This window comes from Microbacterium sp. 22179 (assembly GCF_052045715.1).
Lineage (GTDB): Bacteria > Actinomycetota > Actinomycetes > Actinomycetales > Microbacteriaceae > Microbacterium > Microbacterium galbinum.
On record NZ_JBQEPJ010000006.1, the window covers coordinates 160,843 to 185,556 of the forward strand.

A 24,714-nucleotide genomic window follows, 5' to 3' on the forward strand; every position below is an offset into this window, starting at 1 on the left:
CCTCCGGAACAGGAGAGCCCTCTGCGCACGTCGCGCAGAGGGCTCTCTCGTTCGGAGAAGGAGGTACCGGCGTCAGAACCAGTCGCTCTCGCGCACCTGGCGCATCGCCGTGCGCCGCGTCTCGGGATCCAGACGCGAGAGGTAGAGCTTGCCGTCGAGGTGGTCGGTCTCGTGCTGCAGAGCCTGCGCGAGCAGCCCCTCTCCTTCGAGCACGACCGGCGCGCCGTCGAGATCGATGCCCTCGACGCGAGCCCAGGGGTACCGCAGCGCGTCGTGCCAGAGGCCCGGCACCGACAGGCACCCCTCCCCCGTGGGCACGGGCTCTCCGCGCACCTCGGTGAGGACGGGGTTGATCACGTAGCCGATGTCGCCGTCGATGTTGTAGCTGAACGCCCGCAACGCGACACCGATCTGCGGCGCGGCGACGCCCGCGCGCCCGGGCAGTTCCACGGTCTCGACGAGGTCGGTCACGAGAGCGCGGACACCGTCGTCGATCTCGTCGATCGGTGCGCACACGGTGCGCAGCACGGGATCGCCGAAGATCCGGATCTCACGGACGGTCATGCGGATGCCTCCGTCCGCAGTCCTTCGACCAGCAGCGCGGCGAGCTGACGCGCTGCGAGACGCGTCTCGGGCTGCAGGTTCGCGAACACGATGGCGCCGCCGGCGGCGAGCTGCGCGTCGTAGGGCATCTGCACAACGCTGCGGACGCGGGAGGCGAAGTGCGCCTCCAGCTCGTTCACCCGCACGAGCGGCGTGCCGGGCGTGGAGTGGTTGAGCACGACGATCGCCTCGTGCGCGCGATCCTCGAACCCGTTCGTCTCCAACCAGGTCAGGGTCTCGGACGCCAAACGCGCCTCGTCGACGCTGAGGCCCGAGACGATGACGATGCGGTCGGCGAGATCGAGCGTGGCCGCCATCACCGAGTGCACGATGCCCGTACCGGTATCGGTGAGAACCAACGAATAGTAGTGCGCGGCCAGATCCGCCACGTCGCGGTAGTCGGTGTCGCTGAACGCTTCGGCGATGCGCGGATCGGTGTCCGAGGCGAGCACGTCGAGCCGCGTCGCATCGCGTGCGACGACCGCCGAGATGTCGTGGTACCCGGTCACCTGATCGTGGATGCGCACGAGATCGCGCACCGACTTCGTGTGCTGCGGACGCACGATCCGATCGGCGAGCGTTCCCCGGTCGGGATTCGCGTCGATCGCGATGACACGGTCGTCACGAGCATCCGCCAGCGCCATGCCCAGCAGAGCCGTGATCGCGGTCTTCCCCACCCCGCCCTTGCGGGAGAGCACCGGGACGAACCGGGCTCCGCCGGGCAGCGGAGCGGCGATCCGAGCGGAGAGCGCCTTGCGCTCGCGCGCGCGACGCCCGTCGCCGATGTTGATCCGTCGGCCGGAGATCGAGTACAGCAGGTGGCTCCAGGCGCCTTCGGGTTCGGGCTTCGCCACGCGATGCGGATCGAGCAACCGGTCGGTCGTGAGCAGATCGGCGGATTCGCGATTGGCGCCGCTCAGATCGCCGAGACGCTTGGACGTCAGCGTCACCTCCGGTGGAGCGGTGCGCGGTGCGACGGACTTCTTCGGGCTCTCCACGGGAGCGGTCTCCTTCACGGGGGTGGGCGCAGGCACCACGACGGGCTCGGGCTCGGGAGCGGGCTCGGGAACGCGGGCGGGCTCGGGCTCGGCGACGACCTCCTCGACGGCGGCGGCGATCGGTGCGGAGGACACCGCGATGACGGCATCTTCCAGCACGATGTCGGCGATGACGGCCTCGTCGACCTCGCCGTCGATGACCTCTTCGTCGGCGAGACCGTCATCGTGCTCCTGCGGCATGACGACGCTCACCTGGGCGGTTCCACCGAGGATGCCGATGCCGGTCGTCGCGACGGACGCGGCGTCGTCGAGCACCCCCATCGCGTCGTCCTCGCGGTGATCAGGGGTATTCTTCGGGGTCACTGTCTCGCTCCAAGCATGCGCAGGCGAGGGCGCGCCGCATCGTGCGCTGCCCCCGCCGGACAAGGTTAGTGCGCGGGACGGATGACGACCAAAAGATCGCCGGCGTCGACCTGCTGCGTCGACGAGATCGCGTGGCGCTCGACGACACCGTCGACGGGCGCCGTGATCGCGGCCTCCATCTTCATCGCCTCGATCGACGCGACGGGCTCACCGGCTCGGACAGTGGCCCCGATCTCGGCTTTCAGGGTGACGACCCCCGAGAACGGAGCGGCGACCTGACCGGGAACGGAGGTGTCGGCCTTCTCGACATCGTGGGCGTCGACGGTGATCGCGCGATCTCGCACGAACACCGGTCGGAGCTGGCCGTTGAGGGTCGTCATCACGGTGCGGATGCCGCGGTCATCGGCGTCGCCGATCGCCTCGAGCCCGACGTACAGTTGCACGCCGCGGTCGATCTCGACCAGATGCTCCTGTCCCGCCACGAGGCCGTACAGGTAATCGCCGGTGTCGAGCACCGACAGATCGCCGAAGAGCTCGCGCATCTGGCTGAACTCCTGCATCGGCGCCGGGAACAACAGGGTGTTCAGACGCGCACGTCGTGTCGCGCTGTCGCCCGCGAGAGCCGACTCGTCGTCGGCCGTGAGATCGGTCAACCCGACGCGGACCGTGCGCCCCGCGAGCACCTTCGAGCGGAACGGCTCCGGCCATCCGCCCGGCAGGTCGCCGAGCTCTCCGGCCATGAAGCCGACCACCGAGTCCGGCACGTGGTACTTCTCGGGGTTCGCCTCGAAATCGGCCGGGTCGGCCTTCACCGCGGCGAGGTGCAGGGCGAGATCGCCGACCACCTTCGACGAGGGCGTGACCTTCGGCACGCGACCGAGGATCCGGTCAGCGGCGGCGTACATGTCCTCGATCAGCTCGAAGTCGTCGGCGAGGCCGAGCGCTTTGGCCTGTTGACGCAGATTCGAGAGCTGGCCACCCGGGATCTCGTGGTGGTACACGCGCCCCGTGGGCCCCGGGAGACCCGACTCGAACGGCGCGTACTGGTGCCGTACGGCTTCCCAGTACGGCTCGAGATCCGAGACGCCCGCGAGATCGATGCCGCTGTCGCGGTCGGTGTGCGCGAGCGCGGCGACCAGCGCCGACAGCGAGGGCTGGCTCGTCGTGCCCGACAGCGGCGCGGATGCGGCATCCACCGCGTCGACACCGGCGGCGCTGGCGGCCAGGAGCGTGGCGAGTTGCCCGCCCGGGGTGTCGTGCGTGTGCAGGTGCACCGGGAGATCGAAGCGCTCGCGCAGCGCGGAGACGAGTTTCGCGGCGGCCGCCGGACGCAGCAGGCCCGCCATGTCCTTGATGGCGATGATGTGCGCCCCGGCATCGACGATCTTCTCGGCGAGGCCGAGGTAGTAGTCGAGCGTGTAGAGGTCCTCGGCCGGATTCAACAGGTCGCCGGTGTAGCAGAGCGCGACCTCCGCGACCGCCGTCCCGGTGCGCCGGACCGCCGCGATCGCCGGACGCATCTGCTCGACATCGTTGAGGGCGTCGAAGATGCGGAAGATGTCGACACCGCTCGCGGCGGCCTCGGCCACGAAGGCATCTGTGACGGCCGTCGGGTACGGCGTGTAGCCGACCGTGTTCCGCCCGCGGAGAAGCATCTGGATCGCCACGTTCGGGAGCTCCGCCCGCAGCTTGTCGAGGCGCTCCCAGGGGTCCTCGCCCAGGAACCGGAGCGCGACGTCGTAGGTCGCCCCGCCCCATGCCTCGACCGAGAGCAGGCCCGGCGTCAGTCGAGCGACGTAGGGAGCGGCCGCGACGAGGTCCTTCGTGCGCACGCGCGTGGCGAGCAGGGACTGATGCGCATCGCGGAAGGTGGTCTCGGTGATCGCCAGCGCGCTCTGCGCGCGCAGTTCGGCCGCGAACCCTTCCGGTCCGAGTTCGAGAAGGCGCTGACGCGAGCCGGGCACCGGCTCGGCGGCGAGGTCGACCGCCGGCAGCTTCGTGCGGGGATCGACGGCCCCCGGGTGCGCACCGTTCGGCTTGTTGACGGTGACGTCGACCAGCCAGTTGAGGATCTTGGTGCCGCGGTCCTTCGACACCCGTCCGCGCAGCAGTTCGGGACGCTCGTCGATGAACGAGGTGCTGAGGTCTCCGGCCACGAAGGCGTCGTCGTCGAGCAGCGCCTGCAGGAACGGGATGTTCGTCGAGACGCCGCGGATGCGGAACTCCGCCAGCGCACGACGCGCACGGGCGACCGCCGCGGGGAAATCGCGTCCGCGGCAGGTCAGCTTCGTCAGCATCGAATCGAAGTGGGGGCTGATCTGCGCCCCCTGGTGCACGGTTCCGCCGTCGAGACGGATGCCGGCGCCGCCGGGCGACCGGTACGTCGTGATCTTCCCCGTGTCCGGGCGGAAGCCCTGCGTGGGATCCTCGGTCGTGATCCGGCACTGGAGGGCCGCACCCCGCAGCTGCAGGTTCCGCTGCTGCAGGCCGAGCTCCGCCAGCGTCTGACCGGCGGCGATGCGCATCTGGCTCTGGACGAGGTCGACATCGGTGACCTCTTCGGTGACCGTGTGCTCGACCTGGATCCGCGGGTTCATCTCGATGAAGACGACCTCACCCGCCCGCTCCCCCGCGGTCTCGAGCAGGAACTCGACCGTGCCGGCGTTCTCGTACCCGATCGACCGTGCGAAGGCGACGGCGTATCCGTGCAGGGCGGTGCGGATGCCGTCGTCGAGGTTCGGCGCCGGGGCGATCTCGACGACCTTCTGATGACGGCGCTGCACCGAGCAGTCGCGCTCGAAGAGGTGCACCGTCTCACCGGTCTTGTCGGCGAGGATCTGCACCTCGATGTGACGGGGACGCACCACGGCCTGCTCGAGGAACATCCGCGGGTCACCGAAGGCGCTGTCCGCTTCGCGCATCGCCTCGGCGAGTGCGGGGGCGAGCTCGGCGGCGGTCTCGACGCGTCGCATTCCGCGCCCACCACCGCCGGCCACGGCCTTCGCGAAGAGGGGGAAACCGATGTCGGCGGCCTGCGACACCAGCGCCTCGACGTCGGCGGATGCCTCGGTCGAGCGCAGCACGGGCACGCCGGCCTCGACGGCGTGCCGCTTGGCCTCGACCTTATTGCCCGCCATCTCGAGCACGGCGGCGGGCGGACCGATGAACACGATGCCGTTGGCGGCGGCTTTCTCGGCCAGCTCCGGGTTCTCGGACAGGAAGCCGTAGCCGGGGTAGATCGCGTCGGCGCCGGACTCGAGCGCGACGCGGATGATCTCGTCGACGTTCAGGTACGCGCGCACCGGATGCCCGCGCTCGCCGATCTCGTAGGCCTCGTCCGCCTTGAGGCGGTGCACGGAGCCCCGATCCTCATGCGGGAAGACCGCGACGGTCCTGGCTCCGACTTCGTAGGCCGCGCGGAAGGCGCGGATCGCGATCTCGCCGCGGTTGGCCACAAGGATCTTCTGGAACATGCACACCTCTGGGAGCTCGATGTGCGCGTGGATGCGCGCACATGGGGCGGGGCTGAGTGTCCCCCCAGACTAGGGCAAGGTAACGTGGAGTCCGTGCACGTACTCAGCGTCAGCTCTCTCAAGGGAGGCGTCGGCAAGACGACCGTGACCCTCGGCCTGGCCTCAGCGGCCTTCGCCCGGGGCGTCCGTACTCTCGTCGTCGACCTCGACCCGCAGTCCGATGTGTCCACCGGCATGGACATCCAGGTGGCAGGACGACTCAACATCGCCGATGTCCTGGCGAACCCGAAGGAGAAGGTCGTCCGCCAGGCGATCACCTCCAGCGGCTGGGCCAAGGTGCACCCCGGCACGATCGACGTGCTCATCGGCAGCCCGTCCGCGATCAACTTCGACGGCCCGCACCCCAGCGTGCGCGACGTGTGGAAGCTCGAAGAGGCCCTCGCGGCGGTCGAAGCCGACTACGACCTCGTTCTCATCGACTGCGCGCCGTCGCTCAACGCCCTCACGCGCACGGCCTGGGCCGCGAGCGACCGCGTGATGGTCGTCACCGAGCCCGGCCTGTTCTCGGTGGCCGCGGCCGACCGCGCCCTGCGCGCGATCGAGGAGATCCGCCGCGGACTCTCCCCCCGCCTGCAGCCGCTGGGCATCGTCGTGAACCGCGTGCGCCCGCAGTCGATCGAGCACCAGTTCCGCATCAAGGAACTGCGGGACATGTTCGGACCGCTCGTCCTCTCCCCCCAGCTCCCCGAGCGCACGTCGCTCCAGCAGGCGCAGGGCGCCGCCAAGCCGCTGCACATCTGGCCGGGCGACTCGGCGCAGGAACTCGCCGCCGACTTCGATCAGCTCCTCGATCGCATCATCCGCACGGGGCGCATCCCGGTCCCCGAGACCGGACAGCAGGCGTAACGCCTCGCAGACATGAGAAACGGCCATCCTCGACGAGGGTGGCCGTTCTTGTGTCCGGTCGGACGGTGGTCAGGCGGAGCGCTTCGAGCGGCGGCTGGCCAGCTCGTCGACGGGGTCCGGAGCCGTGGGGTCGAACTCGACCAGGGTGGACTCGACCTCGCGGAGCACCTTGCCCACGGCGATGCCGAAAACTCCCTGGCCGCGGCTGACGAGGTCGATGACCTCGTCGTTCGACGTGCAGAGGTACACCGAGGCACCGTCGCTCATGAGCGTGGTGCCGGCGAGATCGCGGATGCCGGCGCGACGCAGCTCTTCGACCGCGGTGCGGATCTGCTGCAGCGAGATACCGGTGTCGAGAAGGCTCTTCACGAGCTTGAGCACGAGGATGTCGCGGAAACCGTAGAGACGCTGCGAGCCCGAGCCGCTGGCGCCGCGGACGGTCGGAACGACCAGTTCCGTGCGCGCCCAGTAGTCGAGCTGGCGGTAGGTGATGCCGGCGGCACGAGCGGCGACCGCTCCGCGGTATCCGACCTCGTCGTCCATCGCCGGGAGACCGTCGGTGAAGAGGAGTTCGGGCACGAACCGCGGGTCGCCTGTGAGCTCATCCGCATTCATTTCAAATCCTCCCTGGAACGGTTACCTCCACGCTAGAGCAGCACCCCCGGGGCGGCAACGACATCCGCGACACCGCGAAGGTGTGTCGCAATCAGTTCGTTACGAAAGGACGCGCGTGAGCGCTTCCTTGACGAAGAGCCCGCGGACCTCGTCGATCTTCGACGCCAGTTCCGGCGCCAATTCGCTCGCCTTGGCGCGCGATGCGGCGTCGGTGCGCCGCAGCAGCGCGGAGAGCGCGGATTCGATGAGGGCGACCTCGCGATCCGCTCCCTGACGCAGTGCGCGCAGATGCCGCGGCTCGATGCCATGGCGGTCGAGGGCGACCAATCCGCGCAGCAGAGCGACCGTGGCTTCGGGGTACGTCTCCTGCGCGGTGATGACGCCGGTGCTGATCGCGTCGTTGAGCAGCTGAGGGCCCGCGCCCGCCGCGGAGAGCAGTTCGGTACGGCGGTAGCGGCGCGGCGTCGGGGTGATCGACAGCGGAGGCGTGAGGGCTGCAGACTCCGTGCTCGCCTCGTCCAGCTGCTCGCGGATCACGCTCAGCGGAAGGTAGTGATCGCGCTGGAGCGTGAGACCGAGACGCAGGCGCTCGATGTCGGCCTGCGAGAACTTGCGGTATCCCGACTCCGTGCGCGAGGGGGTGACGATCCCCTGCACCTCGAGGAACCGCAGCTTGCTGGAGGTGAGATCGGGGAAGTCGGGCGTCAGACGTGCGAGCACCTGACCGATGCTCAGAAGACCCGCGGACGCAGATCGTTCGCGGGCCGGGGAAGCCGCCATCAGGCGTTGGCCGCTGCGCGGTCGACCGGGGAGGCGAAGAAGTTCAGCCGGAACTTGCCGACGCGCACCTCTGCTCCGTCGACCAGGGGGCTGCGGTCGAACCGCTCGCCGTTGACGTACGTGCCGTTCAGCGACCGCTGATCGATGATCTCGAACGCCGCGCCGTTCCGAGTGACCTCGGCGTGCCGACGTGAGACCGTCACGTCGTCGAAGAAGATGTCGGCCTCGGGGTGCCGCCCGATCGTGGTCACGTCGGTGTCGAGGAGGTAGCGTGCACCCGCCAGCGCTCCGGAGCGCACCAGCAGCAACGCGGATCCGGAGGGAAGCGCGGCGATCGCCGACTGCTCGACCTCGGTCAGTTCCACGCCGAAGGGAACGAACGACAGGTCGGAATCGTGCCCGAACGTCTGCGTCACGTCGTGCTTCTGCTCGCCGGATCGGTGAATCGCCGCTTCTGCGGCCGGTCGGCTCTCGCTGTCTGTCACTTTGCCCTCCTGATCGTCCAGACTATCGGATGCCGAGGCCCCCGCGGGAGCCGCATCCACAGTCGATTCCCACATTCAGGCCGCGCACACCGGATATTCCTAGGGTGGTGGGGTGCAGACCACCATTCTCCGGCGCTCGACCGCGCCCTTCGCTCTCGCTGCGGCTCTTCTCGCCGCCTTCCTCGTGCTCTTCGCTCCCCTGTCGGCTTCGGCCCATGACGCGCTCACCGCGTCCTCGCCCGAGGCGGATTCGACGGTCGACGTCCTGCCCGCGGAGATCACCCTCACCTTCAGCGCCGACCTCATCACGGGCGAGGGCGCGACCGAGGTCCAGGTGACGGATGCCGCCGGTTCCCCGGTCACGGACGGCGCGGCGGTCACCGAAGGCCCCACGGTCACCCAGCCCCTGGTGGCAGAAGCCACGGCCGGCGCCTATCACGTGGTCTGGAAGGTCGTCTCGAGCGACGGGCATCCGACATCGGGCGAGTACTTCTTCACGGTCACGAACAGCACCCTGCCGACCACCGAACCGACGCCCGCCCCCACCGAGTCGTCCTCCTCGTCGTTCGCCCCCGCCCCGACAGCGACGCCCACCGCGACGCCGACCCTCACGGCCGACGACCCCGCGGACACCGCATCCTCACCGGCGTGGATCTGGATCCTCGTCGTCCTCGGCATCCTGGTGATCGCCGCGGGGATCACGCTCGCGGTCATCCTCTCCCGGCGTCGCCGGAGCGCCTCGCCGGCCGGTTCCGACGACTCCGCGGCGCGATAGGCTTAACGCATGCCTCATTACGACGTCGTCATCCTCGGTGCAGGTCCTGGTGGATACGTCGCTGCGGTTCGCAGCGCGCAGCTCGGCCTGTCCACCGCCATCATCGAGGAGAAGTACTGGGGTGGTGTCTGCCTCAACGTCGGCTGCATCCCCTCCAAGGCCCTCCTGAAGAACGCGGAGATCGCCCACACCCTGAAGCACAAGGCCGACTTCTTCGGCATCTCGGGCGAGTTCTCGCTCGACTACGGCAAGGCGTTCGACCGCAGCCGTGTCGTGGCCGACGGCCGCGTCAAGGGCATCCACTTCCTGATGAAGAAGAACAAGGTCACCGAGTACGACGGCCGCGGCACGTTCACCGGCCCGAAGGCCATCTCGGTCGCCAAGTCCGACGGCACGACCGAAGAGGTCACCTTCGACAACGTCATCATCGCGACCGGTTCGACGGTGCGCCTGCTCCCCGGCGTCACGCTCAGCGAGAACGTGGTCACCTACGAAGAGCAGATCATGAGCCGCGAGCTCCCCGAATCGATCGTCATCGTCGGTGCCGGCGCGATCGGCATGGAGTTCGCCTACGTCATGACGAACTACGGCGTGAAGGTCACGATCATCGAGTTCCTCGACCGTGCCCTCCCCAACGAGGACGCCGACGTCTCGAAGGAGATCGCCAAGCAGTACAAGAACTATGGCGTCGACATCCTCACCTCGACCAAGGTCGAGACTGTCGTCGACAACGGTTCGTCCGTCACCGTCACCTACACCGGTAAGGACGGCCAGTCCGGTTCGATCGAGGCCTCGAAGGTGCTGATGTCGATCGGCTTCGCCCCGCGCGTCGAGGGCTTCGGCCTCGAGAAGACCGGTGTCGAGCTCACCGAGCGCGGCGCGATCGCGATCGACGACCACATGCGCACCAACGTCGAGGGCATCTACGCCATCGGCGACGTGACCGCCAAGCTGCAGCTCGCCCACGTGGCCGAGGCGCAGGGTGTCGTCGCCGCCGAGACCATCGGCAACGCCGAGACCATGACCCTCGGCGATTACCGCATGATGCCGCGCGCGACGTTCTGCTCGCCGCAGGTGGCGTCGTTCGGCCTCACCGAGCAGCAGGCGAAGGACGAGGGGCGCGACATCAAGGTCGTCAGCTTCCCGTTCATGGCCAACGGCAAGGCGCACGGCCTCGGCGAGCCGGTCGGCTTCGTCAAGCTCATCGCCGACGCCGAGCACCTCGAACTCATCGGCGCCCACATGATCGGCCCCGACGTCTCGGAGCTGCTGCCCGAGCTGACGCTGGCCCAGAAGTGGGACCTCACCGCGCTCGAGCTGGCGCGCAACGTGCACACGCACCCGACGCTGTCGGAGGCACTGCAGGAGGGCTTCCACGGCCTCGCAGGACACATGATCAACTTCTGATCACCCGCGCGCCTCTCGAAGGCGCCGCCACGAAGGCCCGGTCCGCGCTCGCGCGACCGGGCCTTCGTGCGTATGGCGGCCGTGCATGCTCAGCCGAGCGGATGCTCCCACCGCAGTTCGAGCCGAGCCGGCAGCGCCGATCGCACGCGCCACCCCTCGGTGGTCACCGCGTCGAGCTCAGCCGCGGTGTAGGAGCGGCGGATGCTGCGCAGGCCGTCGATCCGGATGAACGAGTCCGCGAGGAGGTTCTTCGCGAACAGCGCCGTGCCCGCGGCGTAGAGCGCATAGGCGGCGCGTCCCCGCGCGATGTCCTGATGTGCGACGACGCCACCCGGCTCCACCAGCTTCTCGCTGTCGCGGAGGAGAGCCGCGAGTTCGGCGGAGTCGAGGTGGTGGAGCAGATGGTTCGAGACGACGATATCGAAGCGCTCTCCGGCATCCGCGAGCGTCGCGCTGTCCGCGCATCGGTACGAGACCCCGGCCGTGCCGTCATGGGTGCGTGCCCAGTCGATCGCCCGGTCGTCCGGGTCGAGCGCCGTGATCCGAGCCGACAGCCCGTCTCGTCGAAGGCGTCCCGCCAGATACCGGCAGAGGTCTCCCCCGCCCGCCCCGATGTCGAGGATCCGCACCTCGCCTCGTCGTGCGCGCGGTCGTACGTGCCGCCGATAGAGCAGCCCCGGTCGCGACACCAACGCGTTGACGACCGCGAAGCGCCGATACGTGCGCTCGAGCATCCGCAGATCGGCTTCGGGGTCGTCCATGAGTTCTCGCAGGTCGACCGCCCGCTCCCGGAGGTCAGGCGCCATGACCGCGCGGCGTCTCGACCGTCATCAGCGCGCTCTCCGCGGTGAGACCCGGGCCGAAGGCCATCGCCGCGACACGATCTCCGCGCTGCGCGCCCTCCTCCTCGAGGATGCGCTTGAGCACGAAGAGAATGGTGGCGCTCGACATGTTGCCGTTCTCGCGCAGCACGGCGCGCGCCGGATGCAGCTGTGCGTCGCTCAGATGGAGACGCTCCTGGATCCGGTCGAGGATGCTGCGTCCCCCGGGATGGATCGCCCAGTGCGCGACCCGCTCGCCGATCGCGCCCTCCTCGAACGCGATCGACATGTCGTGCTCCCCGACGTACAGCGGGCGCAGCGCTCCGAGAATGGTCTCGCCGATGATCTGCGGCACAGCGGTCGAGAGGATCATCTCGAAGCCCTCGTCACCGATCGTCCAGGCCATGTCCTTCTCGCCCTCGGGCGCTATCGCCGTGTGGAAACGATCGAGACTCAGCGCCGGCACCTCCGACGGCAGCTGGCGGGCCGTGACGATACCGGCCGCCCCTCCGTCGGCGAACAGCGAGGTCGCGACGATCGTGTCGGGGTCGTCGGAAGACCGCAGATGCAGGGTGCAGAGCTCGACGCTCACGACGAGGACGACGGCATCCGGATCCGCCGCGCAGAACTGGCTCGCCGCGCGCAGGGCCGGCATGGCGGCGTAGCAGCCCATGAAGCCGAAATGGAAGCGCTGCACGCTGTCGGCCAGTCCGAGGGCGCGCACGATCTCGTACTCGGGTCCCGGGGCATGGAAGCCCGTGCACGAGACGGTGATCACGTGCGTGACATCGGATGCCTGAAGGTCGGGATCCTCCTCGATCGCCCGCTGCGCGACCTCCACGAACAGCCTCGTCGACTCGCGCACGTAGATGTCGTTGCGCGCCCGGGTGCCCGGCGCGAGCAACTGGCGCGTCACCGGGGCGAAGAACACGGGCTCGTCCGTCTCGTGCAGCGGCGAGAACTCCTCGATCACGGTGTGTCGGGTGTCGATGCCGGAGCCGTCGAAGGATGCCGTGACGATCCGCTGCGCGAGCCGCCCGAGACCGGGCTGCTGCGCGAAGACGTCTCTCACCGCGTCCTGCGCGATGACGGTGTCGGGAACGATCGTCTGCAGCGAGCGCAGGACGGCGGGACGGCTCATGGTGTCACTCAAGCACGCGGCCTGTTCCCGGGGGAAGGGGGTTGTGCCGTGTCGCGACCTCTGCGAAGGCTCAGAAGCCGAGTGCGCGGGCGAGCTTCGATCCGGAAGAGGCGTCGCGCCCGCCGGCCGTGCGCACCGCGGCCTCGACCGCGGAGAAGAAAGCCTCGCGCCCGTCGGCGTCCGCGGGCGCGGCCGGCCCCAGCTCCATCTCCCACTCGCGCCACGCGCGCTCGACCCCCTGGCGGAGGTCGGTGGCGCGAACCCGGTCGTCGACGAACTCGGCGATCACGCCGTCGGGTCCGGTGAGGAGATACGCGGTCCGGTCATTGCGGATGCGCGCCAGGGGCGTCAACGGGTCGGTGGCCCAACGGGCGACCGTGGCGGCGACGGCATCCGGGATGCCCTCGCCATCTCCGAGCGGCCATCCCAGCTCGAGCCGGCCGTCGCCCTCGCGCGGACCCTTGACGTGCCAGCCCGCATCGGGACCGCCGGTGCGTCGACGCAGCGCCACTCCGGAGCGCGACAGCGCCCCGTCGGCCGTATCGAAGTACTGGGCGTCGAGGTCGCGGGACTCACCGTCCGTGACGGTGTCGACTCCGGGGATCGCGTCCCAGCGAGGGAGCGGCGTCGCATCGTCGACGTCGAACTTGCGCTCGACCTCGACGGTGCGAGACGGCTCAGTCATCGTTGGACGTGAGGTCCTCGAGGGACTCGTCGTACCAGTAGTCGATCTCGGTGGGACCGTCGTCGGAGCCGGTGTTCTGCGGCTCGCCGCGACGGTTGTACACCACCTGCGTCTCGCTGTAGGGGACGATCAGCTTGTCGTCCGCGTCGCCGAGGGGAATGATCTGCCCGTCCAGCGGGCCGCCGTGAAGTCGTGCGAGTGCCATGCCCTCACCCTATCCCCGCGCTCCGACCTTCGGGCGGAGAACCGGCGGGTCCGGGTCAGACGGCGAGGACGCCGAGCACCGCACCGACGATCATCCAGGGACCGAAGGCGATGCGCGTGGTGCGATCGGCCCGCCGGAGCGCCATGAGCCCCAGGGCGTACAACGCGCCGAGCACGAAGGCGGATGCCGCGCCCACCGCGAGGGCCGTCCATCCGTGCCAGGCCAGCACCAGGCCGATCACGGCCGCGAGCTTCACGTCGCCGCCTCCCATGCCCGAGCGACTCAGCAGACGCAGCAGTGCGTAGAAGCCGCCGAGCACGATCATGCCCAGGAGCGCGCGGATCGACGGCGCCCTGTCGCCGGTCGCGAGTGCATCGACGAGTGCGAGCAGCAGGAGCCCCGCGAGGGTCGGGAGCACGATGCGATCGGGCAGGCGGTGGGTGCGCGCGTCGATGACGAGCAACCACCCGCCGATGCCGAGCAGCATGAGGTGGACGAGCCCGATGAGGGCGAAGCGCGTATCCATCCCGGAAGGCTAGGAGATTCCGGTTCCGTCCTGCGGGGCGCTGTGGATAACCTCCCCCTGTCGCCCGAACGCCCGTTCACGCAATGTCCGATGTACGAATTAGCATCGACCCCATCACTTGATTAATTCGAATATTCGTTCGAGGATGGAAAACATGGGGATCGGGCTCGATGCGGTGACCGCGCTCTCTCCGAACAGCGATGCGCGTGCGGGAGAGGTGCTTCGTCTGCGCCGCGAGATCAGTCGGATGCAGCGCCGCCGCAGCGACCAGGCCGTGCTCCCGCTCGACCCCGCCCTCTCCTCCATCCTCCCCGACGAAGGCCTCCTCGCCGGCACCGCATACACGCTCTCCCCCTCGCCGAGCCTCGTCCTCGCCCTGCTGAGCGCGGCATCGCAGAAGGGGCACTGGTGCGCCGTCGTCGGTATGCCGACGCTCGGCGTCGAGGCGGCCGCGGGCTTCGGAATCGATCTCGACCGGCTGATCCTGGTGCCCGATCCCGGCGATCGCTGGTTCGCCGCGACCTCCGCCCTCGCCGAAGTCGTGCCGCTGATCGCCGTGCACCCCGGAACACGGTTGCGCGACGCCGACGTCTCCCGGCTGAGCGCCCGGCTGCGCGATCGTGGCTCCACGCTGCTCGTCACCGGCGTCTGGCCGCAGAGCGAGGGGTCCATCCGCGTGCACGACCCGCAGTGGAACGGCCTCGGCGCGGGCTGGGGGCTGCTGTCCGACCGCACGGTGACCGTGACCGCGCAGACCCGCCGACGTCCGCTCGCTTCCAGCGTTCGCGTGCGACTGCCCGGGCGCGACGGTGCGCTCGAGTCCGTGACGACCGAGCTCGCCGCGCTCCCCTCTCTGCCCGCGCGCACGCAGAGCCCTGCGCCGGCGCCCGAGCTCCTCCGTTGGGCGGAGGCCGGATGAGCGCCCCTCTCCGCGTCCTGGTGCTGTGGTTCCCCGACTGGCCGCTGCGCGCCGCACTGGGCGACGCGCTCCCGCACCCGCCGACGGCCCTGATGCAGGCGAACATCGTCGTCGCCTGCACCGCTTCCGCCCGCGAGCACGGAGTGCGGGTCGGGCAGCGCCGTCGCGAGGCGCAGGGGCGCCTCTCCTCCCTGCGCGTGCTCCCCCACGATCCCGACCGCGACGAGCGTGCTTTCCTCCCCGTGCTGCAGCTCATCGAGGAGCACGCCCCCGGCGTCACGCTGCTGCGACCGGGACTCGCGGTGCTTCGCGCTCGCGGGATCTCCCGCTATCACGGCGGCGAGGAGGCTGCCGCGGCCTGGCTCGTGACGCAGCTCACCGAGGCCGGGTTCCCCGAGGTGCGCATCGGCGTCGGCGACGGCCCCTTCACCGCCGAGACCGCCGCCCGCGGGCCGCAGCGCTGCACCGTCGTGCCGCCGGGTGAGGCACGGGAGTTCCTCGCGCCGTTCCCCGTGCAGGTGCTGCGCGACGAGCAGATCACCGGCCTCCTCCTCCGCCTCGGCGTCCGCACCCTCGGAGAGTTCGCCGCCCTCGGCCCCGTCGACGTGCGCGATCGCTTCGGCGAGCGCGGCGCCCGTCTCCGGGCGCTGGCCGCGGGCGCGGACTCGCAGCGCCTCGTGCCCCGCCCTCCCGACCCGGAACTGATGCGGAGCGTGGAGTTCGAGACCCCACTGAGTGGCGCGGATCAGGTGGCCTTCGCCGTGCGGCAGACGGCCGATGCGGTGATGCTCGCGCTGGGCGAGGCATCCGTCGTCTGCACCGAGGTGCGCATCGACCTGACCGACGACAACGGGCAGGTGTTCTCCCGACCGTGGCTGCACCCCTCGTGCTTCGACGCCTCCGACCTGGTCGACCGGGTGCGCTGGCAACTGGAGGCGCTGGCGGCGCAGACCGCGAAGGATCCCGTCGACGAGGCACGGGCGTTCGGTGGGATCTCGGCGGTGCGGATCGTGCCGGTCGCGGTCGATGACGCCGCTCACCACCAGCCGGGGCTCTTCGGCTCCGGCACGGATGAACGCCTCCACCACGCCGTGTCCCGCGTGCAGACCATGCTGGGGCACGAGGGTGTGGTCACCGCCGCGCTCGCCGGCGGACGGTGGCTCGCCGACCGCCAGGTGCTCACTCCCTGGGGTGAGCGCGCGGTCGCTCCGCGCGACCCCGCCTCGCCCTGGCCCGGGAGCCTGCCCGACCCGCTTCCCGCCGAGGTCTTCCGCCCGCCCCGCCCCCTCGGGGTCACCGGAGCCGACGGCACCGCGATCCGCATCGATGAACGCGGCGCGCTCTCCTCCGACCCCGCGTTCATCGACGGCACCGCCGTGCACGCCTGGGCAGGGCCCTGGCCCGTTCACGAGCGCCGTTGGGCCTCGGGCGGAGGCAAGAGAGGGCACCGCTTCCAGGTCGTCGACGACCGAGATCGCGCCTGGCTGGTGTTCTGCGCCGGTGGGCGCTGGTGGGCCGAGGGGAGGTACCGCTGATGGGCTTCCACAACCCGCCTCTGAAGTGGGGCGAGCTGGCTCGCACTCTGAGCGGCGAGCCACCACCCGCGAGCGCCGAGCCCTCCGGGGCACGGGCCGACCCTGGCCCGGTGAGCAGGCGACGCAAGAGCATCCCGCCGTCGTCCGTGCCGCGCCCCGATGACGCCGTGCCCTACGCCGAGCTGCACGCCCACTCCTCGTACTCGTTCCTCGACGGCGCATCCTCCCCCGAGGCGCTCCTGATCGAGGCCGAGCGCCTCGGACTCAGCGCCCTCGCGCTCACCGACCACGACGGCTTCTACGGTGCCGCACGCTTCGCCGAGGTCGCCGAGCTCATGGACGTCCGGCTGCAGACCGTCTTCGGAGCAGAACTGTCGCTCGATCTCCCGGCCCCGCAGCGCGGCACGCCCGATCCGGCCGGTGAGCACCTGCTCGTCCTCGCCCGCGGGATGGAGGGCTACCACCGGCTCTCCGGAGTCATCACCGCCGCGCAGCTGCGGGGCGGTGAGAAGGGCCGCCCCGTCTACGATCTCGACGAGCTCGCGGCGAGCGCCGGGGGCCACTGGACCATCCTGACCGGATGCCGCAAAGGTGCGGTGCGTCAGGGGCTCGAACGCGGTGACGCCCGGGCGCCGTTGCAGCACCTCGTCGACCTCTTCGGCGCAGAGCACGTCGCCGTCGAGCTCTTCGACCACGGAGATCCGCTCGACACCCGCCGCAACGACGTGCTCGCGGAGTTGGCGGGACGGATGCACCTCCCCGTCGTCGCGACGAACAACGTGCACTACGCCGCCCCGCAGCAGGCGCCGCTCGCCGAGGCCGTCGCCGCGGTCCGGGCGGTGCGCAGCATGGATGAGCTCGATGGATGGCTCCCCGCGCACGGGGGCGCGCATCTGCGCAGCGGCGCCGAGATGACGGCGCGCTTCCGGCGGTACCCCGGAGCCATCTCCTCGGGGCTCGAGCTGGCCGCGGCATCCGCCTTCCCCCTGCGTCTCGCCCGCCCTGCCCTTCCCCGGCAGAAGGTCCCCGAGGGACACACCCCGATGAGCTGGCTGCGCCGACTCGTCTGGGAGGCCGTGCCCTCGAAGTACCCCCGCATCGATGACGCCGGACGGAGTCGGATCGAACGCGAACTGAACGTGATCGAGGAGAAGGACTTCCCCGGCTACTTCCTCATCGTTCACGGCATCGTCGCCGAGGCCCGTCGCCGAGGCATCCTCTGCCAGGGGCGCGGGTCGGCCGCGGCGAGCGCGGTCTGCTACCTGTTGGGGATCACCGCCGTCGACCCCATTCTGTACGGGCTGCCCTTCGAGAGGTTCCTCGCGACGACCCGTCAGGAGGAGCCCGACATCGACGTCGACTTCGACTCGCGACGCCGGGAGGAGATCATCCAATGGGTGTACGCCGAGTACGGCCGGGAGCGCGCCGCTCAGGTGGCGAACGTGATCCAGTACCGACCGAAGAACGCCGTGCGCGACATGGCCAGGGCGCTCGGGCACTCCCCGGGACAGCAGGACTCGTGGTCGCGGCAGGTCGACGGCTGGGGTGCCGGGCTGGAGCCCGCAGAAGGGCACGACATCCCCGAGAACGTTCTCGCCTACGCCGGTGAGCTGATGAAGGCGCCGCGCCACCTCGGCATCCATTCGGGCGGGATGGTGCTCACTGCGCGTCCGGTCGGTGAGGTCGTTCCGGTCGAGCACGCGCGCATGGAGAACAGGACCGTCATCCAGTGGGACAAGGACGACGCGGCGTTCATGGGCCTGGTCAAGTTCGACCTGCTGGGTCTCGGGATGCTGGCGGCCCTGCAGCACTGCTTCGACCTGATCCACGAGGCGACGGGCGAGCTCTGGACGCTCGAGACCCTGCCCAAGGAGGAGCCCGGCGTCTATGACATGCTCTGCCGCGCCGACTCGATCGGCGTCTTCCAGGTGGAGTCCCGGGCGCAGATCGGGTTGCTGCCCCGCTTGCAACCACGGAGCTTCTACGACCTCGCGATCCAGATCGCCCTCATCCGTCCGGGCCCCATCCAGGGCGGGGCGGTGCACCCGTTCGTGCAGCGCAAGATGGCGAAGGACAGGGTCGACGAGGAGAACCGGGAACGCGCGGCCCGAGGTGAGGCGCCCATCGACTTCCCGATCCCCTATCCGCACGCGGATCTCGAGCCGATCCTGAAGCGCACCCTAGGCATCCCGATCTTCCAGGAACAGCTGATCCAGATGGCGACCGCGGTCGGCGACTGCACCGCCGACGAGGCCGACCTGCTGCGTCGGGCGATGGGATCCAAGCGGGGCCTGGAGAAGATCGAGAAGGTGCGCGAGAAGCTCTACGCGGGCATGACACGACGCGGACTCGACGAGGCTGCATCCGATCGCATCTACGCGCAGATCCAGGCGTTCGCGAACTTCGGCTTCGCGGAGTCGCACTCACTGTCGTTCGCCCTCCTCGTCTACGCCAGCTCCTGGCTGAAGCTGCACTACCCCGCTGCCTTCCTCGCCGGCCTCCTGCGTTCGCAGCCCATGGGGTTCTACTCCGCGGCGACGCTGACGGCGGATGCCCGTCGGCACGGCGTGGAGGTGCGGCGTCCCGATCTGCAGCTCTCCGGGGCCACCGAGACGCTCGAACCGCTCACCGGAGCAGAGGGCCGGATGCCGACGGGCCGCGACTCCTGCCGCGTCATGCCCCAGCCGCCGACGCTGCGCTTCGACCGCGATGCCCCGGACGAATCCGATGCCCACCGTCGCGATGGCGGCTACGCCGTGCGGATGGGGCTCAGCGGGGTGCGGGGGATCGGGGTGCCGATGGCCGAGCGGATCGTCGCGGAGCGCGAGGCGCACGGCCCGTATCGCGATCTGAACGATCTCGTGCGGCGCACGGATGCCACGGCCGCGCAGCTCGAGGCGCTCGCGACCGCCGGGGCATTCGCCTGCCTCGGTCTGGAACGCCGAGAGGCCATCTGGCTCGCGGGGGCGGCGGCCGATGACCGCTCCCGCTTCCTGCCGGGGACCAGCGTGTCGGTGCAGCCTCCTCTGTTCGCCGATCAGAGCAGCTACGAACGGCTCTCCGCCGATCTGTGGGCCACCGGCGTCTCGACAGACGACCACCCGATGCTGCACTTCCGCGCGGCGTTGGGCGAGCGCGGCGTGCTCACCTCCGCCGATCTGCGCACCCACGAGACGGGCCGCCGTGTCGAGGTCGCCGGCCTCGTCACCCATCGCCAGCGACCGGCGACCGCGGCGGGCGTGACCTTCGTGAATCTCGAGGACGAGACGGGACTCGTCAACATCATCTGCTCGGCTGGCGTCTGGAACCGTTACCGTCGGGTCGCTCGCGACTCCCCCGCGCTGATCATCCGGGGAATCCTCGAACGCTCCGAGGAAGGGGTCATCAATGTGCTCGCGGATGCCTTCGACGATCTGCGCACCGGCCTCTCCCACCGCTCGCGGGACTTCCGATGAGTACCCGAGCGCCGGAGGGTCGTCCACTCACCAGAAGCGCTCGGACTCCTCGACGGGCCGCGGGCGATCGGATCCGCCCCAGCGGTCGGCTTCGGCCTTGGCGGCGTCGGCTGCGGCATCCGCCTCGCGCAGGGCGACCTTCGCGCCGACCGGACCCGGCCCGCGGGCATCCAGACGCAGCTCCGTGCGCGAGCCGGTCGACGACACGCCGATCGTGCAGTCCAGCACCCTGCCCAGCCAACGCACCTCATCGACGCCGGCAGCCTCTTCGACGAGCCGGTAGCGGATGTTCGTCTCGAGATCGCGGACGGCGATCGCGAGCGTCTCGCCACTGAGCGGATCGAGCTGCTCGGTCACCTCGACGCGGTGGCCCTGCGCGATGGCGATCTGCCCCGGAAACACGATCGATCTGTCCATGACTCCACCTTAGGAAGCATCCGCTCGGGGCGATAGAGACCCCGGAAAATCACGACTTTCAAAAAAGTTTGTCCCCCAAATGGCGGACAAGACAATTTCGGGATATTCTGATACGCGTAGCGGGGGCTACAGGGGCTGAGGACTGGGGAATCAGCCCCAGAGAGAGCAGCGAGTTTTCATCGCCGCCTCCCCACCGTCCGGGAGGACGGTGAAGCCCTCTCGAGAAGACCTGCGTGGGGCAGACGACTCGAGAGGGCTCATCCCCCGTCGCGCTAGATCTCCTTCTGGAGCATCCGCTGACGGACGTCCTTCCGCAGGACCTTCCCGATCAGCGACCGGGGCAGATCGTCCATCGGCACGATCCGTCGCGGAACCTTGTAGGCCGCGAGCCGGGTGCGGCAGTAGTCGCGGAGCGCCTCCATCTCGATCGCCGCCGAGGCGTGCAGCACGACTGCGGCCGCGACCATCTCGGCACCATCGCCACGCGGGAGAGCAACGACCGCGGCATCCTCCACATCCGGGTGCGACCGCAGCGCCTCCTCCACCTCGCTGGGCGAGACGTTGAAGCCTCCGGTGATGATGAGCTCTTTACGGCGATCGACCACCGTCACGAAGCCGTCCTCCGACACGGTGACGATGTCTCCGGTGCGCACCCAGCCTCCCGGCAAGAGGGTCTCGGCCGTCTCCTCCGGGCGCCCCCAATAGCCCGAGAACACCTGCGGCCCGTGGATGAGCAACTCGCCCGGATCGCCGGCTGCCACGTCGATCTGGGGATCGTCGGGATCGACCACCCGGATGGTCGTGCTCGGGAACGGGACTCCGACGGTTCCGGGACGCCGCGTCGGGCCGACGGGGTTGCCGAGGGCGACGGGCGAGGTCTCGGTCATCCCGTAGCCCTCGACGAGGAGGCCGCCGGTGACCTCCTCCCAGCGTGCGACCGTCGACACGGGCAGGCTCATCGCCCCCGAGATGGCGAATCGCACGGTCGAGAGATCGAGGCCGTCGCGGGATGCTGCGCGAGTCAGACGGTCGTAGATCGGCGGCACTGCGGGGAGGAACGTGGGCGGAGACTTGCGCACGGCCGTCGAGACGAGACCGACGTCGAACGTCGGGAAGAGCACGAGCTTGGCTCCGATGCCCATCGCGAACGTCAGACAGAGCGTCATCCCGTAGGCGTGGAACAGCGGCAGCACTCCGTAGACCGTCTCCTCACCCTCGCGGAGGCCGGGCAACCAGGCACGACCCTGCATCGCGTTCGCGCGGAGGTTGCGATGGGTGAGCATCGCGCCCTTGGGCTCGCCGGTGGTTCCGCTCGTGTACTGCAGCAGGGCGATGTCGTCGAGTTCGGGGCCGGATGCGCGCCGCGGCAGTGGCCGGGAGCGCTCGATGCTCTCCCACTCGCGGATGCCGCGACCCCGCGGTGCCTTGGCGGTCAGGGCCGCGCGTGCGTCGCGCGCTCGTCGGACCGGCAGACGCAGCGCCAGGCGCTGAGCGGCCGGCATCGCCCGCGTCAGATCGACGGTGAGGATGTGCGCCGGGCGCACGTCGGACGGGAACGCCGCAACGGTGTCGGCGACCTTGTTCCACACGATGGCGAACGTCGCACCGTGATCCTCGAACTGATGGCGCAGCTCGCGCGGCGTGTACAGCGGGTTGTGCTCGACGACGATCGCGCCGAGTCGCAGCGCCGCGTAGAAGGCGACGACGTGCTGCGGACAGTTCGGGAGGACGAGTGCGACCCGGTCTCCCTTTCGCACGCCGAGGCTCCGGAGACCGGCGGCCGCGCGCCTGACCCGCTCGTCGAGATCGGCGTAGCTGGTCCGTGCGCCGAAGAACTCGAGCGCCGTGCGCTTGGCGTGCTTCTTGGCGCTCTGCCGGAGCATCTCGGGGAGAGTCTGGGTCACCTCGTCGATCTCGTGCGGAACGCCGTCGGCGTAGGCATTCAGCCAGGGCTTGGCGTCGGAAAGTGATTCGTGGTCCATCCGGTCCTCCTCGGCACGTGCGCCGTGCGGCCCAGTCTAGGAGCGGGAGGAATGCGGATGCTGAGTCCGTGAGCGCGGGAGCGCCCAGGTCACGATTGAGTAGTCAGTTCCGCCCAGATCGGGAGCATTGATATATCGGTGATAGACAGGCGGGAGGTGCCGACCTGTTGACCCCCGTCGATGACGAGCCCTCCTGAACGGAAGGAACGTCATGTTCCCCTCACGTAGACCCGCCATCATCCTCGCGGCGGCCGTCGCCGCCGTCCTTCTCGTCTCCTCCCCGAGCGCGGCATCCGCCGACACGACGATCGACGGCCCGATCGACCTCGGTACCGCAACCCCGTTCGCCGTGCTGGCAGCGGCGGCGGTCACCAACACCGGGCCCTCGGTGCTCGACGGCGATCTCGGACTCAGCCCCGAGACCTCGATCACCGGCTTCCCTCCGGGAACCGTGAACGGCACTGTGCACCAGACAGACGCCGTCGCCGCCCAGGCGCAGGTCGATCTGACGACGGCATACGATGTCGCCGCCGGCCTGACGCCGACCGTGTCCGGGCTGGGCGATCTCGCGGGGGCCTCGCTCACCCCTGGCGTCTACGCGGGTGGCGAGCTCTCGCTTTCGGGTGCACTCACGCTCGCGGGTACGGCAGAGTCGGTCTGGGTCTTCCAGGCCGCATCCACTCTCACGATCGGGACCGGCGCGACCATCATCCTGACCGGCGGTGCGAGCGCCTGCAACGTGTTCTGGCAGGTGGGGTCGTCCGCCACGATCGGCTCGGCAGCTCAGTTCATCGGCACCGTCATGGCAGACGTCTCCGTCACGGCGCAGACCGCCGCGACCGTCGAGGGCAGGTTGCTGGCCCGCACCGGCGCCGTGACACTCGATGACAACGTCATCGTCGCTCCGAGCGGCTGCTCTGCTCCCGGTACGGTGAGCACAAGCCCCGAGGTCACCTCCGGCGCACCGGCGAACGGCGAGACCGGTGTGGACTACACGCATACGATCACCGCCACCGGTACTCCGGCTCCGACATACGCGATCGCCGAGGGCTCCCTGCCTCCCGGACTCGCGCTCGATGGGATCACCGGCGTCATCACCGGAACGCCGACCGCACCCGGAACCTTCCCCTTCACCGTCGTGGTGAGCAACGGGACCTCGCCCGATGTCGTGGTCGCGTATGAGATCACGATCGCGCCCGCGGTCGTCGCCGCACCGCCGGCAGGACCGGTCGTCGGAGCACCTCAGGCGCCGGTTGCACCGGAGCTCGCCGAGAGCGGACTCGATCTCGGTGCCGGGCCGTTGGCCGGCGTTCTGCTGGTTCTCGGAGCGACCGCGCTTCTGCTGCGGAGGCGTGCACGCATCGACGCCTGATCCGCACGACATCGGCGATGCGCGGTCGCTGCGTATGGTGACCGCGGTGCTGAACGTGCTTGCCGGATGCGGGCCGCAGACGGCCGTCGTTCCGACGCTTCCGGACGACCGCCCTGCCACACCGGCATCGCCGACCGATTACTACATCACGAAGTACGACGGGACGATCTGGGCGGTCACGGGCACATCCATCACCGCCCTCACCTTCGCGCAGTGGAAGGCGGCGGGCACTCCCACTCCTCGACCGGCGCCGACCAGCTATGTCAAGTACGCATGGTCGCCCACCATCAGCGCCGTCACGATCTTCGGCACCGACAGGTCGCGCTGGATCTGGAAGCACGTGAGCGCAGCCGAGTGGAAGAAGGCGGGCAACCCGAAGCCGCGCAACGCCGGGTGGATCGAAGGGTCGACCTACTATCAGTGGGCCGGATCCTCGCAGATCTTCGTCCAGGATGTGGGCGGAACCAAGCACGCGCTGACCGGCGCGGAATGGGCGGCAGCTGGGAAGCCGGCGTTCGAGAAGCGCACTAATCAGGGCTTCGTCAAACTCTCGTGGAACTCCAGCATCGCGTTCCTGACCGACTACGCACAGGGGTTGGGCTCGCCCGTGAGCGCGGCGCGCTGGAAGGCGGAGGGGAGCCCGACGCCCGTCGTGCGCACGAGATTCCCGAACGACAAGGTCTGGCAGAACTACGGCAGCGGCACGATCTATTACTCCGGCCCAACGGTTTCGAAGGCGCTCACGGCCGCTGAGTACAAGGCGCTGGGTTCACCCCGCCCGGAGATGAGGGGAACACCTCCGAAGCCGACCACTCCCCCCAAGCCGACCGCGCCGCCGAAGCCGAACTTCGACAAGAACTGCTCTGACTACCCTTCGCAGGCGGCCGCCCAAGCAGATTTCAACAAGTACTACCCGTGGTACGGGGACGTCTTCGGGCTCGACCGTGACAAGGACGGAATCGCCTGCGAGTCCAACTAGACGCGGGATGTTCGGCGGCTCGTCAGCAGGAGGAGGACGAGCCGCCGGGCACGAAAAAAGCCCCGGAGTTCCGCGTCGTTCAGCGGTTCTCCGGGGCTTCTCTCTGGTCGGGCTGACAGGATTTGAACCTGCGACCCCTTGACCCCCAGTCAAGTGCGCTACCAAGCTGCGCCACAGCCCGTTGTTCTGCACTCTCGCGCAGGCAACTCATCCATCTTAGCCTGACGCCGAGGCCTCCGCGAACCACCGGCGTTGCGAGTGTCGGATGCCCG

General features: G+C 69.5%; 21 protein-coding genes and 1 tRNA gene. 8 read left to right on the forward strand and 14 right to left on the reverse strand.

Features of this window, described 5'->3' with window-relative positions:
* Positions 1-72: 72 nt before the first annotated feature.
* The 3 genes from def to ACTJKK_RS14135 all read right to left on the reverse strand — a co-directional run bounded on the left by def (position 73) and on the right by ACTJKK_RS14135 (position 5,437).
* Positions 73-564: a peptide deformylase gene (def, locus tag ACTJKK_RS14125; RefSeq protein ID WP_247956422.1), complete on the reverse strand. Its 492-nt coding sequence runs from the start codon at positions 562-564 to the stop codon at positions 73-75.
* On the reverse strand, positions 561-1,964 hold the full coding sequence (locus tag ACTJKK_RS14130; RefSeq protein ID WP_440748453.1) for a MinD/ParA family ATP-binding protein: 1,404 nt from the start codon (positions 1,962-1,964) through the stop codon (positions 561-563). Before ACTJKK_RS14130 ends, def begins: the two co-directional genes overlap by 4 nt.
* A 65-nt stretch (positions 1,965-2,029) precedes the next feature.
* On the reverse strand, positions 2,030-5,437 hold the full coding sequence (locus tag ACTJKK_RS14135; protein ID WP_440748454.1) for a pyruvate carboxylase: 3,408 nt from the start codon (positions 5,435-5,437) through the stop codon (positions 2,030-2,032).
* 93 nt (positions 5,438-5,530) lie between these two features.
* Between ACTJKK_RS14135 and ACTJKK_RS14140 the strand changes: the two genes are divergently transcribed.
* Positions 5,531-6,343 (forward strand): ParA family protein, encoded by an 813-nt coding sequence (locus tag ACTJKK_RS14140; protein WP_247622067.1) that lies wholly within the window; start codon positions 5,531-5,533, stop codon positions 6,341-6,343.
* Between the two features lie 69 nt (positions 6,344-6,412).
* Here ACTJKK_RS14140 and ACTJKK_RS14145 read toward each other — a convergent pair whose 3' ends face one another.
* The 3 genes from ACTJKK_RS14145 to ACTJKK_RS14155 form a co-directional block, all read right to left on the reverse strand.
* A complete protein-coding gene (locus ACTJKK_RS14145; RefSeq protein WP_247622066.1) occupies positions 6,413-6,958 on the reverse strand; it encodes a MerR family transcriptional regulator in 546 nt (181 codons plus the stop codon).
* A 99-nt stretch (positions 6,959-7,057) separates the two neighbouring features.
* Positions 7,058-7,738, reverse strand: a complete 681-nt coding sequence (gene ftsR, locus ACTJKK_RS14150) for a transcriptional regulator FtsR (protein ID WP_440748455.1) — start codon at positions 7,736-7,738, stop codon at positions 7,058-7,060.
* Positions 7,738-8,223 carry an FHA domain-containing protein gene (locus tag ACTJKK_RS14155; protein ID WP_247622064.1) on the reverse strand — a complete coding sequence of 162 codons (486 nt, stop codon included), beginning with the start codon at positions 8,221-8,223 and terminating at the stop codon, positions 7,738-7,740. Before ACTJKK_RS14155 ends, ftsR begins: the two co-directional genes overlap by 1 nt.
* A gap of 112 nt (positions 8,224-8,335) precedes the next feature.
* Between ACTJKK_RS14155 and ACTJKK_RS14160 the strand changes: the two genes are divergently transcribed.
* Positions 8,336-8,998 carry a copper resistance protein CopC gene (locus ACTJKK_RS14160; protein WP_440748456.1) on the forward strand — a complete coding sequence of 221 codons (663 nt, stop codon included), beginning with the start codon at positions 8,336-8,338 and terminating at the stop codon, positions 8,996-8,998.
* A gap of 9 nt (positions 8,999-9,007) precedes the next feature.
* Positions 9,008-10,405, forward strand: coding sequence for a dihydrolipoyl dehydrogenase (gene lpdA / locus ACTJKK_RS14165; protein WP_247631933.1), 1,398 nt, complete (start codon positions 9,008-9,010; stop codon positions 10,403-10,405).
* A gap of 89 nt (positions 10,406-10,494) precedes the next feature.
* Here the strand turns inward: lpdA and ACTJKK_RS14170 are convergent, their stop codons facing one another.
* The 5 genes from ACTJKK_RS14170 to ACTJKK_RS14190 form a co-directional block, all read right to left on the reverse strand.
* On the reverse strand, positions 10,495-11,211 hold the full coding sequence (locus ACTJKK_RS14170) for a methyltransferase domain-containing protein (protein WP_440748457.1): 717 nt from the start codon (positions 11,209-11,211) through the stop codon (positions 10,495-10,497).
* Positions 11,201-12,367 (reverse strand): type III polyketide synthase, encoded by a 1,167-nt coding sequence (locus ACTJKK_RS14175; RefSeq protein WP_440748458.1) that lies wholly within the window; start codon positions 12,365-12,367, stop codon positions 11,201-11,203. The genes ACTJKK_RS14170 and ACTJKK_RS14175 overlap by 11 nt, the downstream gene beginning before the upstream one ends.
* Positions 12,368-12,437: 70 nt before the next feature.
* On the reverse strand, positions 12,438-13,052 hold the full coding sequence (locus tag ACTJKK_RS14180) for a CYTH domain-containing protein (protein ID WP_247956427.1): 615 nt from the start codon (positions 13,050-13,052) through the stop codon (positions 12,438-12,440).
* Positions 13,045-13,257, reverse strand: coding sequence for a response regulator (locus ACTJKK_RS14185; protein ID WP_247622058.1), 213 nt, complete (start codon positions 13,255-13,257; stop codon positions 13,045-13,047). The genes ACTJKK_RS14180 and ACTJKK_RS14185 overlap by 8 nt, the downstream gene beginning before the upstream one ends.
* Before the next feature lie 55 nt (positions 13,258-13,312).
* Positions 13,313-13,783, reverse strand: a complete 471-nt coding sequence (locus ACTJKK_RS14190; RefSeq protein WP_440748459.1) for a prepilin peptidase — start codon at positions 13,781-13,783, stop codon at positions 13,313-13,315.
* Positions 13,784-13,937: 154 nt separating this feature from the next.
* On the opposite strand from ACTJKK_RS14190, the gene ACTJKK_RS14195 reads away from it, so the two are divergent.
* The 3 genes from ACTJKK_RS14195 to ACTJKK_RS14205 are packed head-to-tail and all read left to right on the forward strand — an operon-like array spanning position 13,938 to position 19,692.
* Positions 13,938-14,702, forward strand: coding sequence for a hypothetical protein (locus ACTJKK_RS14195; RefSeq protein WP_247622056.1), 765 nt, complete (start codon positions 13,938-13,940; stop codon positions 14,700-14,702).
* Positions 14,699-16,237, forward strand: a complete 1,539-nt coding sequence (locus ACTJKK_RS14200) for a DNA polymerase Y family protein (protein WP_440748460.1) — start codon at positions 14,699-14,701, stop codon at positions 16,235-16,237. Before ACTJKK_RS14195 ends, ACTJKK_RS14200 begins: the two co-directional genes overlap by 4 nt.
* Positions 16,237-19,692: an error-prone DNA polymerase gene (locus tag ACTJKK_RS14205; RefSeq protein ID WP_440748461.1), complete on the forward strand. Its 3,456-nt coding sequence runs from the start codon at positions 16,237-16,239 to the stop codon at positions 19,690-19,692. The genes ACTJKK_RS14200 and ACTJKK_RS14205 overlap by 1 nt, the downstream gene beginning before the upstream one ends.
* A 27-nt stretch (positions 19,693-19,719) precedes the next feature.
* On the opposite strand, the gene ACTJKK_RS14210 is transcribed toward ACTJKK_RS14205, so the two are convergent.
* Positions 19,720-20,109 (reverse strand): hypothetical protein, encoded by a 390-nt coding sequence (locus tag ACTJKK_RS14210; protein WP_440748462.1) that lies wholly within the window; start codon positions 20,107-20,109, stop codon positions 19,720-19,722.
* A gap of 272 nt (positions 20,110-20,381) precedes the next feature.
* A complete protein-coding gene (locus tag ACTJKK_RS14215) occupies positions 20,382-22,091 on the reverse strand; it encodes a long-chain-fatty-acid--CoA ligase (RefSeq protein ID WP_440748463.1) in 1,710 nt (569 codons plus the stop codon).
* Positions 22,092-22,302: 211 nt separating this feature from the next.
* On the opposite strand from ACTJKK_RS14215, the gene ACTJKK_RS14220 reads away from it, so the two are divergent.
* Positions 22,303-23,463, forward strand: coding sequence for an ice-binding family protein (locus tag ACTJKK_RS14220; RefSeq protein WP_440748464.1), 1,161 nt, complete (start codon positions 22,303-22,305; stop codon positions 23,461-23,463).
* Positions 23,464-23,509: 46 nt separating this feature from the next.
* On the forward strand, positions 23,510-24,442 hold the full coding sequence (locus tag ACTJKK_RS14225; RefSeq protein WP_440748465.1) for an excalibur calcium-binding domain-containing protein: 933 nt from the start codon (positions 23,510-23,512) through the stop codon (positions 24,440-24,442).
* Positions 24,443-24,546: 104 nt separating this feature from the next.
* Here ACTJKK_RS14225 and ACTJKK_RS14230 read toward each other — a convergent pair.
* A tRNA-Pro gene (locus ACTJKK_RS14230) sits at positions 24,547-24,623 on the reverse strand.
* Positions 24,624-24,714: the final 91 nt, after the last annotated feature.

Bases quoted from the DNA above. Each gene is read 5' to 3' on its own strand.
- ACTJKK_RS14210 (WP_440748462.1), bottom strand. From the start codon at position 20,109: ATGGACAGATCGATCGTGTTTCCGGGGCAGATCGCCATCGCGCAGGGC.
- ACTJKK_RS14180 (WP_247956427.1), bottom strand. From the start codon at position 13,052: ATGACTGAGCCGTCTCGCACCGTCGAGGTCGAGCGCAAGTTCGACGTC.
- ACTJKK_RS14205 (WP_440748461.1), top strand. From the start codon at position 16,237: ATGGGCTTCCACAACCCGCCTCTGAAGTGGGGCGAGCTGGCTCGCACT.
- ftsR (WP_440748455.1), bottom strand. From the start codon at position 7,738: ATGGCGGCTTCCCCGGCCCGCGAACGATCTGCGTCCGCGGGTCTTCTG.
- ACTJKK_RS14135 (WP_440748454.1), bottom strand. From the start codon at position 5,437: ATGTTCCAGAAGATCCTTGTGGCCAACCGCGGCGAGATCGCGATCCGC.
- ACTJKK_RS14145 (WP_247622066.1), bottom strand. From the start codon at position 6,958: ATGAATGCGGATGAGCTCACAGGCGACCCGCGGTTCGTGCCCGAACTC.
- def (WP_247956422.1), bottom strand. From the start codon at position 564: ATGACCGTCCGTGAGATCCGGATCTTCGGCGATCCCGTGCTGCGCACC.
- ACTJKK_RS14200 (WP_440748460.1), top strand. From the start codon at position 14,699: ATGAGCGCCCCTCTCCGCGTCCTGGTGCTGTGGTTCCCCGACTGGCCG.
- ACTJKK_RS14190 (WP_440748459.1), bottom strand. From the start codon at position 13,783: ATGGATACGCGCTTCGCCCTCATCGGGCTCGTCCACCTCATGCTGCTC.
- ACTJKK_RS14215 (WP_440748463.1), bottom strand. From the start codon at position 22,091: ATGGACCACGAATCACTTTCCGACGCCAAGCCCTGGCTGAATGCCTAC.
- lpdA (WP_247631933.1), top strand. From the start codon at position 9,008: ATGCCTCATTACGACGTCGTCATCCTCGGTGCAGGTCCTGGTGGATAC.
- ACTJKK_RS14195 (WP_247622056.1), top strand. From the start codon at position 13,938: ATGGGGATCGGGCTCGATGCGGTGACCGCGCTCTCTCCGAACAGCGAT.
- ACTJKK_RS14220 (WP_440748464.1), top strand. From the start codon at position 22,303: ATGTTCCCCTCACGTAGACCCGCCATCATCCTCGCGGCGGCCGTCGCC.
- ACTJKK_RS14175 (WP_440748458.1), bottom strand. From the start codon at position 12,367: ATGAGCCGTCCCGCCGTCCTGCGCTCGCTGCAGACGATCGTTCCCGAC.
- ACTJKK_RS14170 (WP_440748457.1), bottom strand. From the start codon at position 11,211: ATGGCGCCTGACCTCCGGGAGCGGGCGGTCGACCTGCGAGAACTCATG.
- ACTJKK_RS14185 (WP_247622058.1), bottom strand. From the start codon at position 13,257: ATGGCACTCGCACGACTTCACGGCGGCCCGCTGGACGGGCAGATCATT.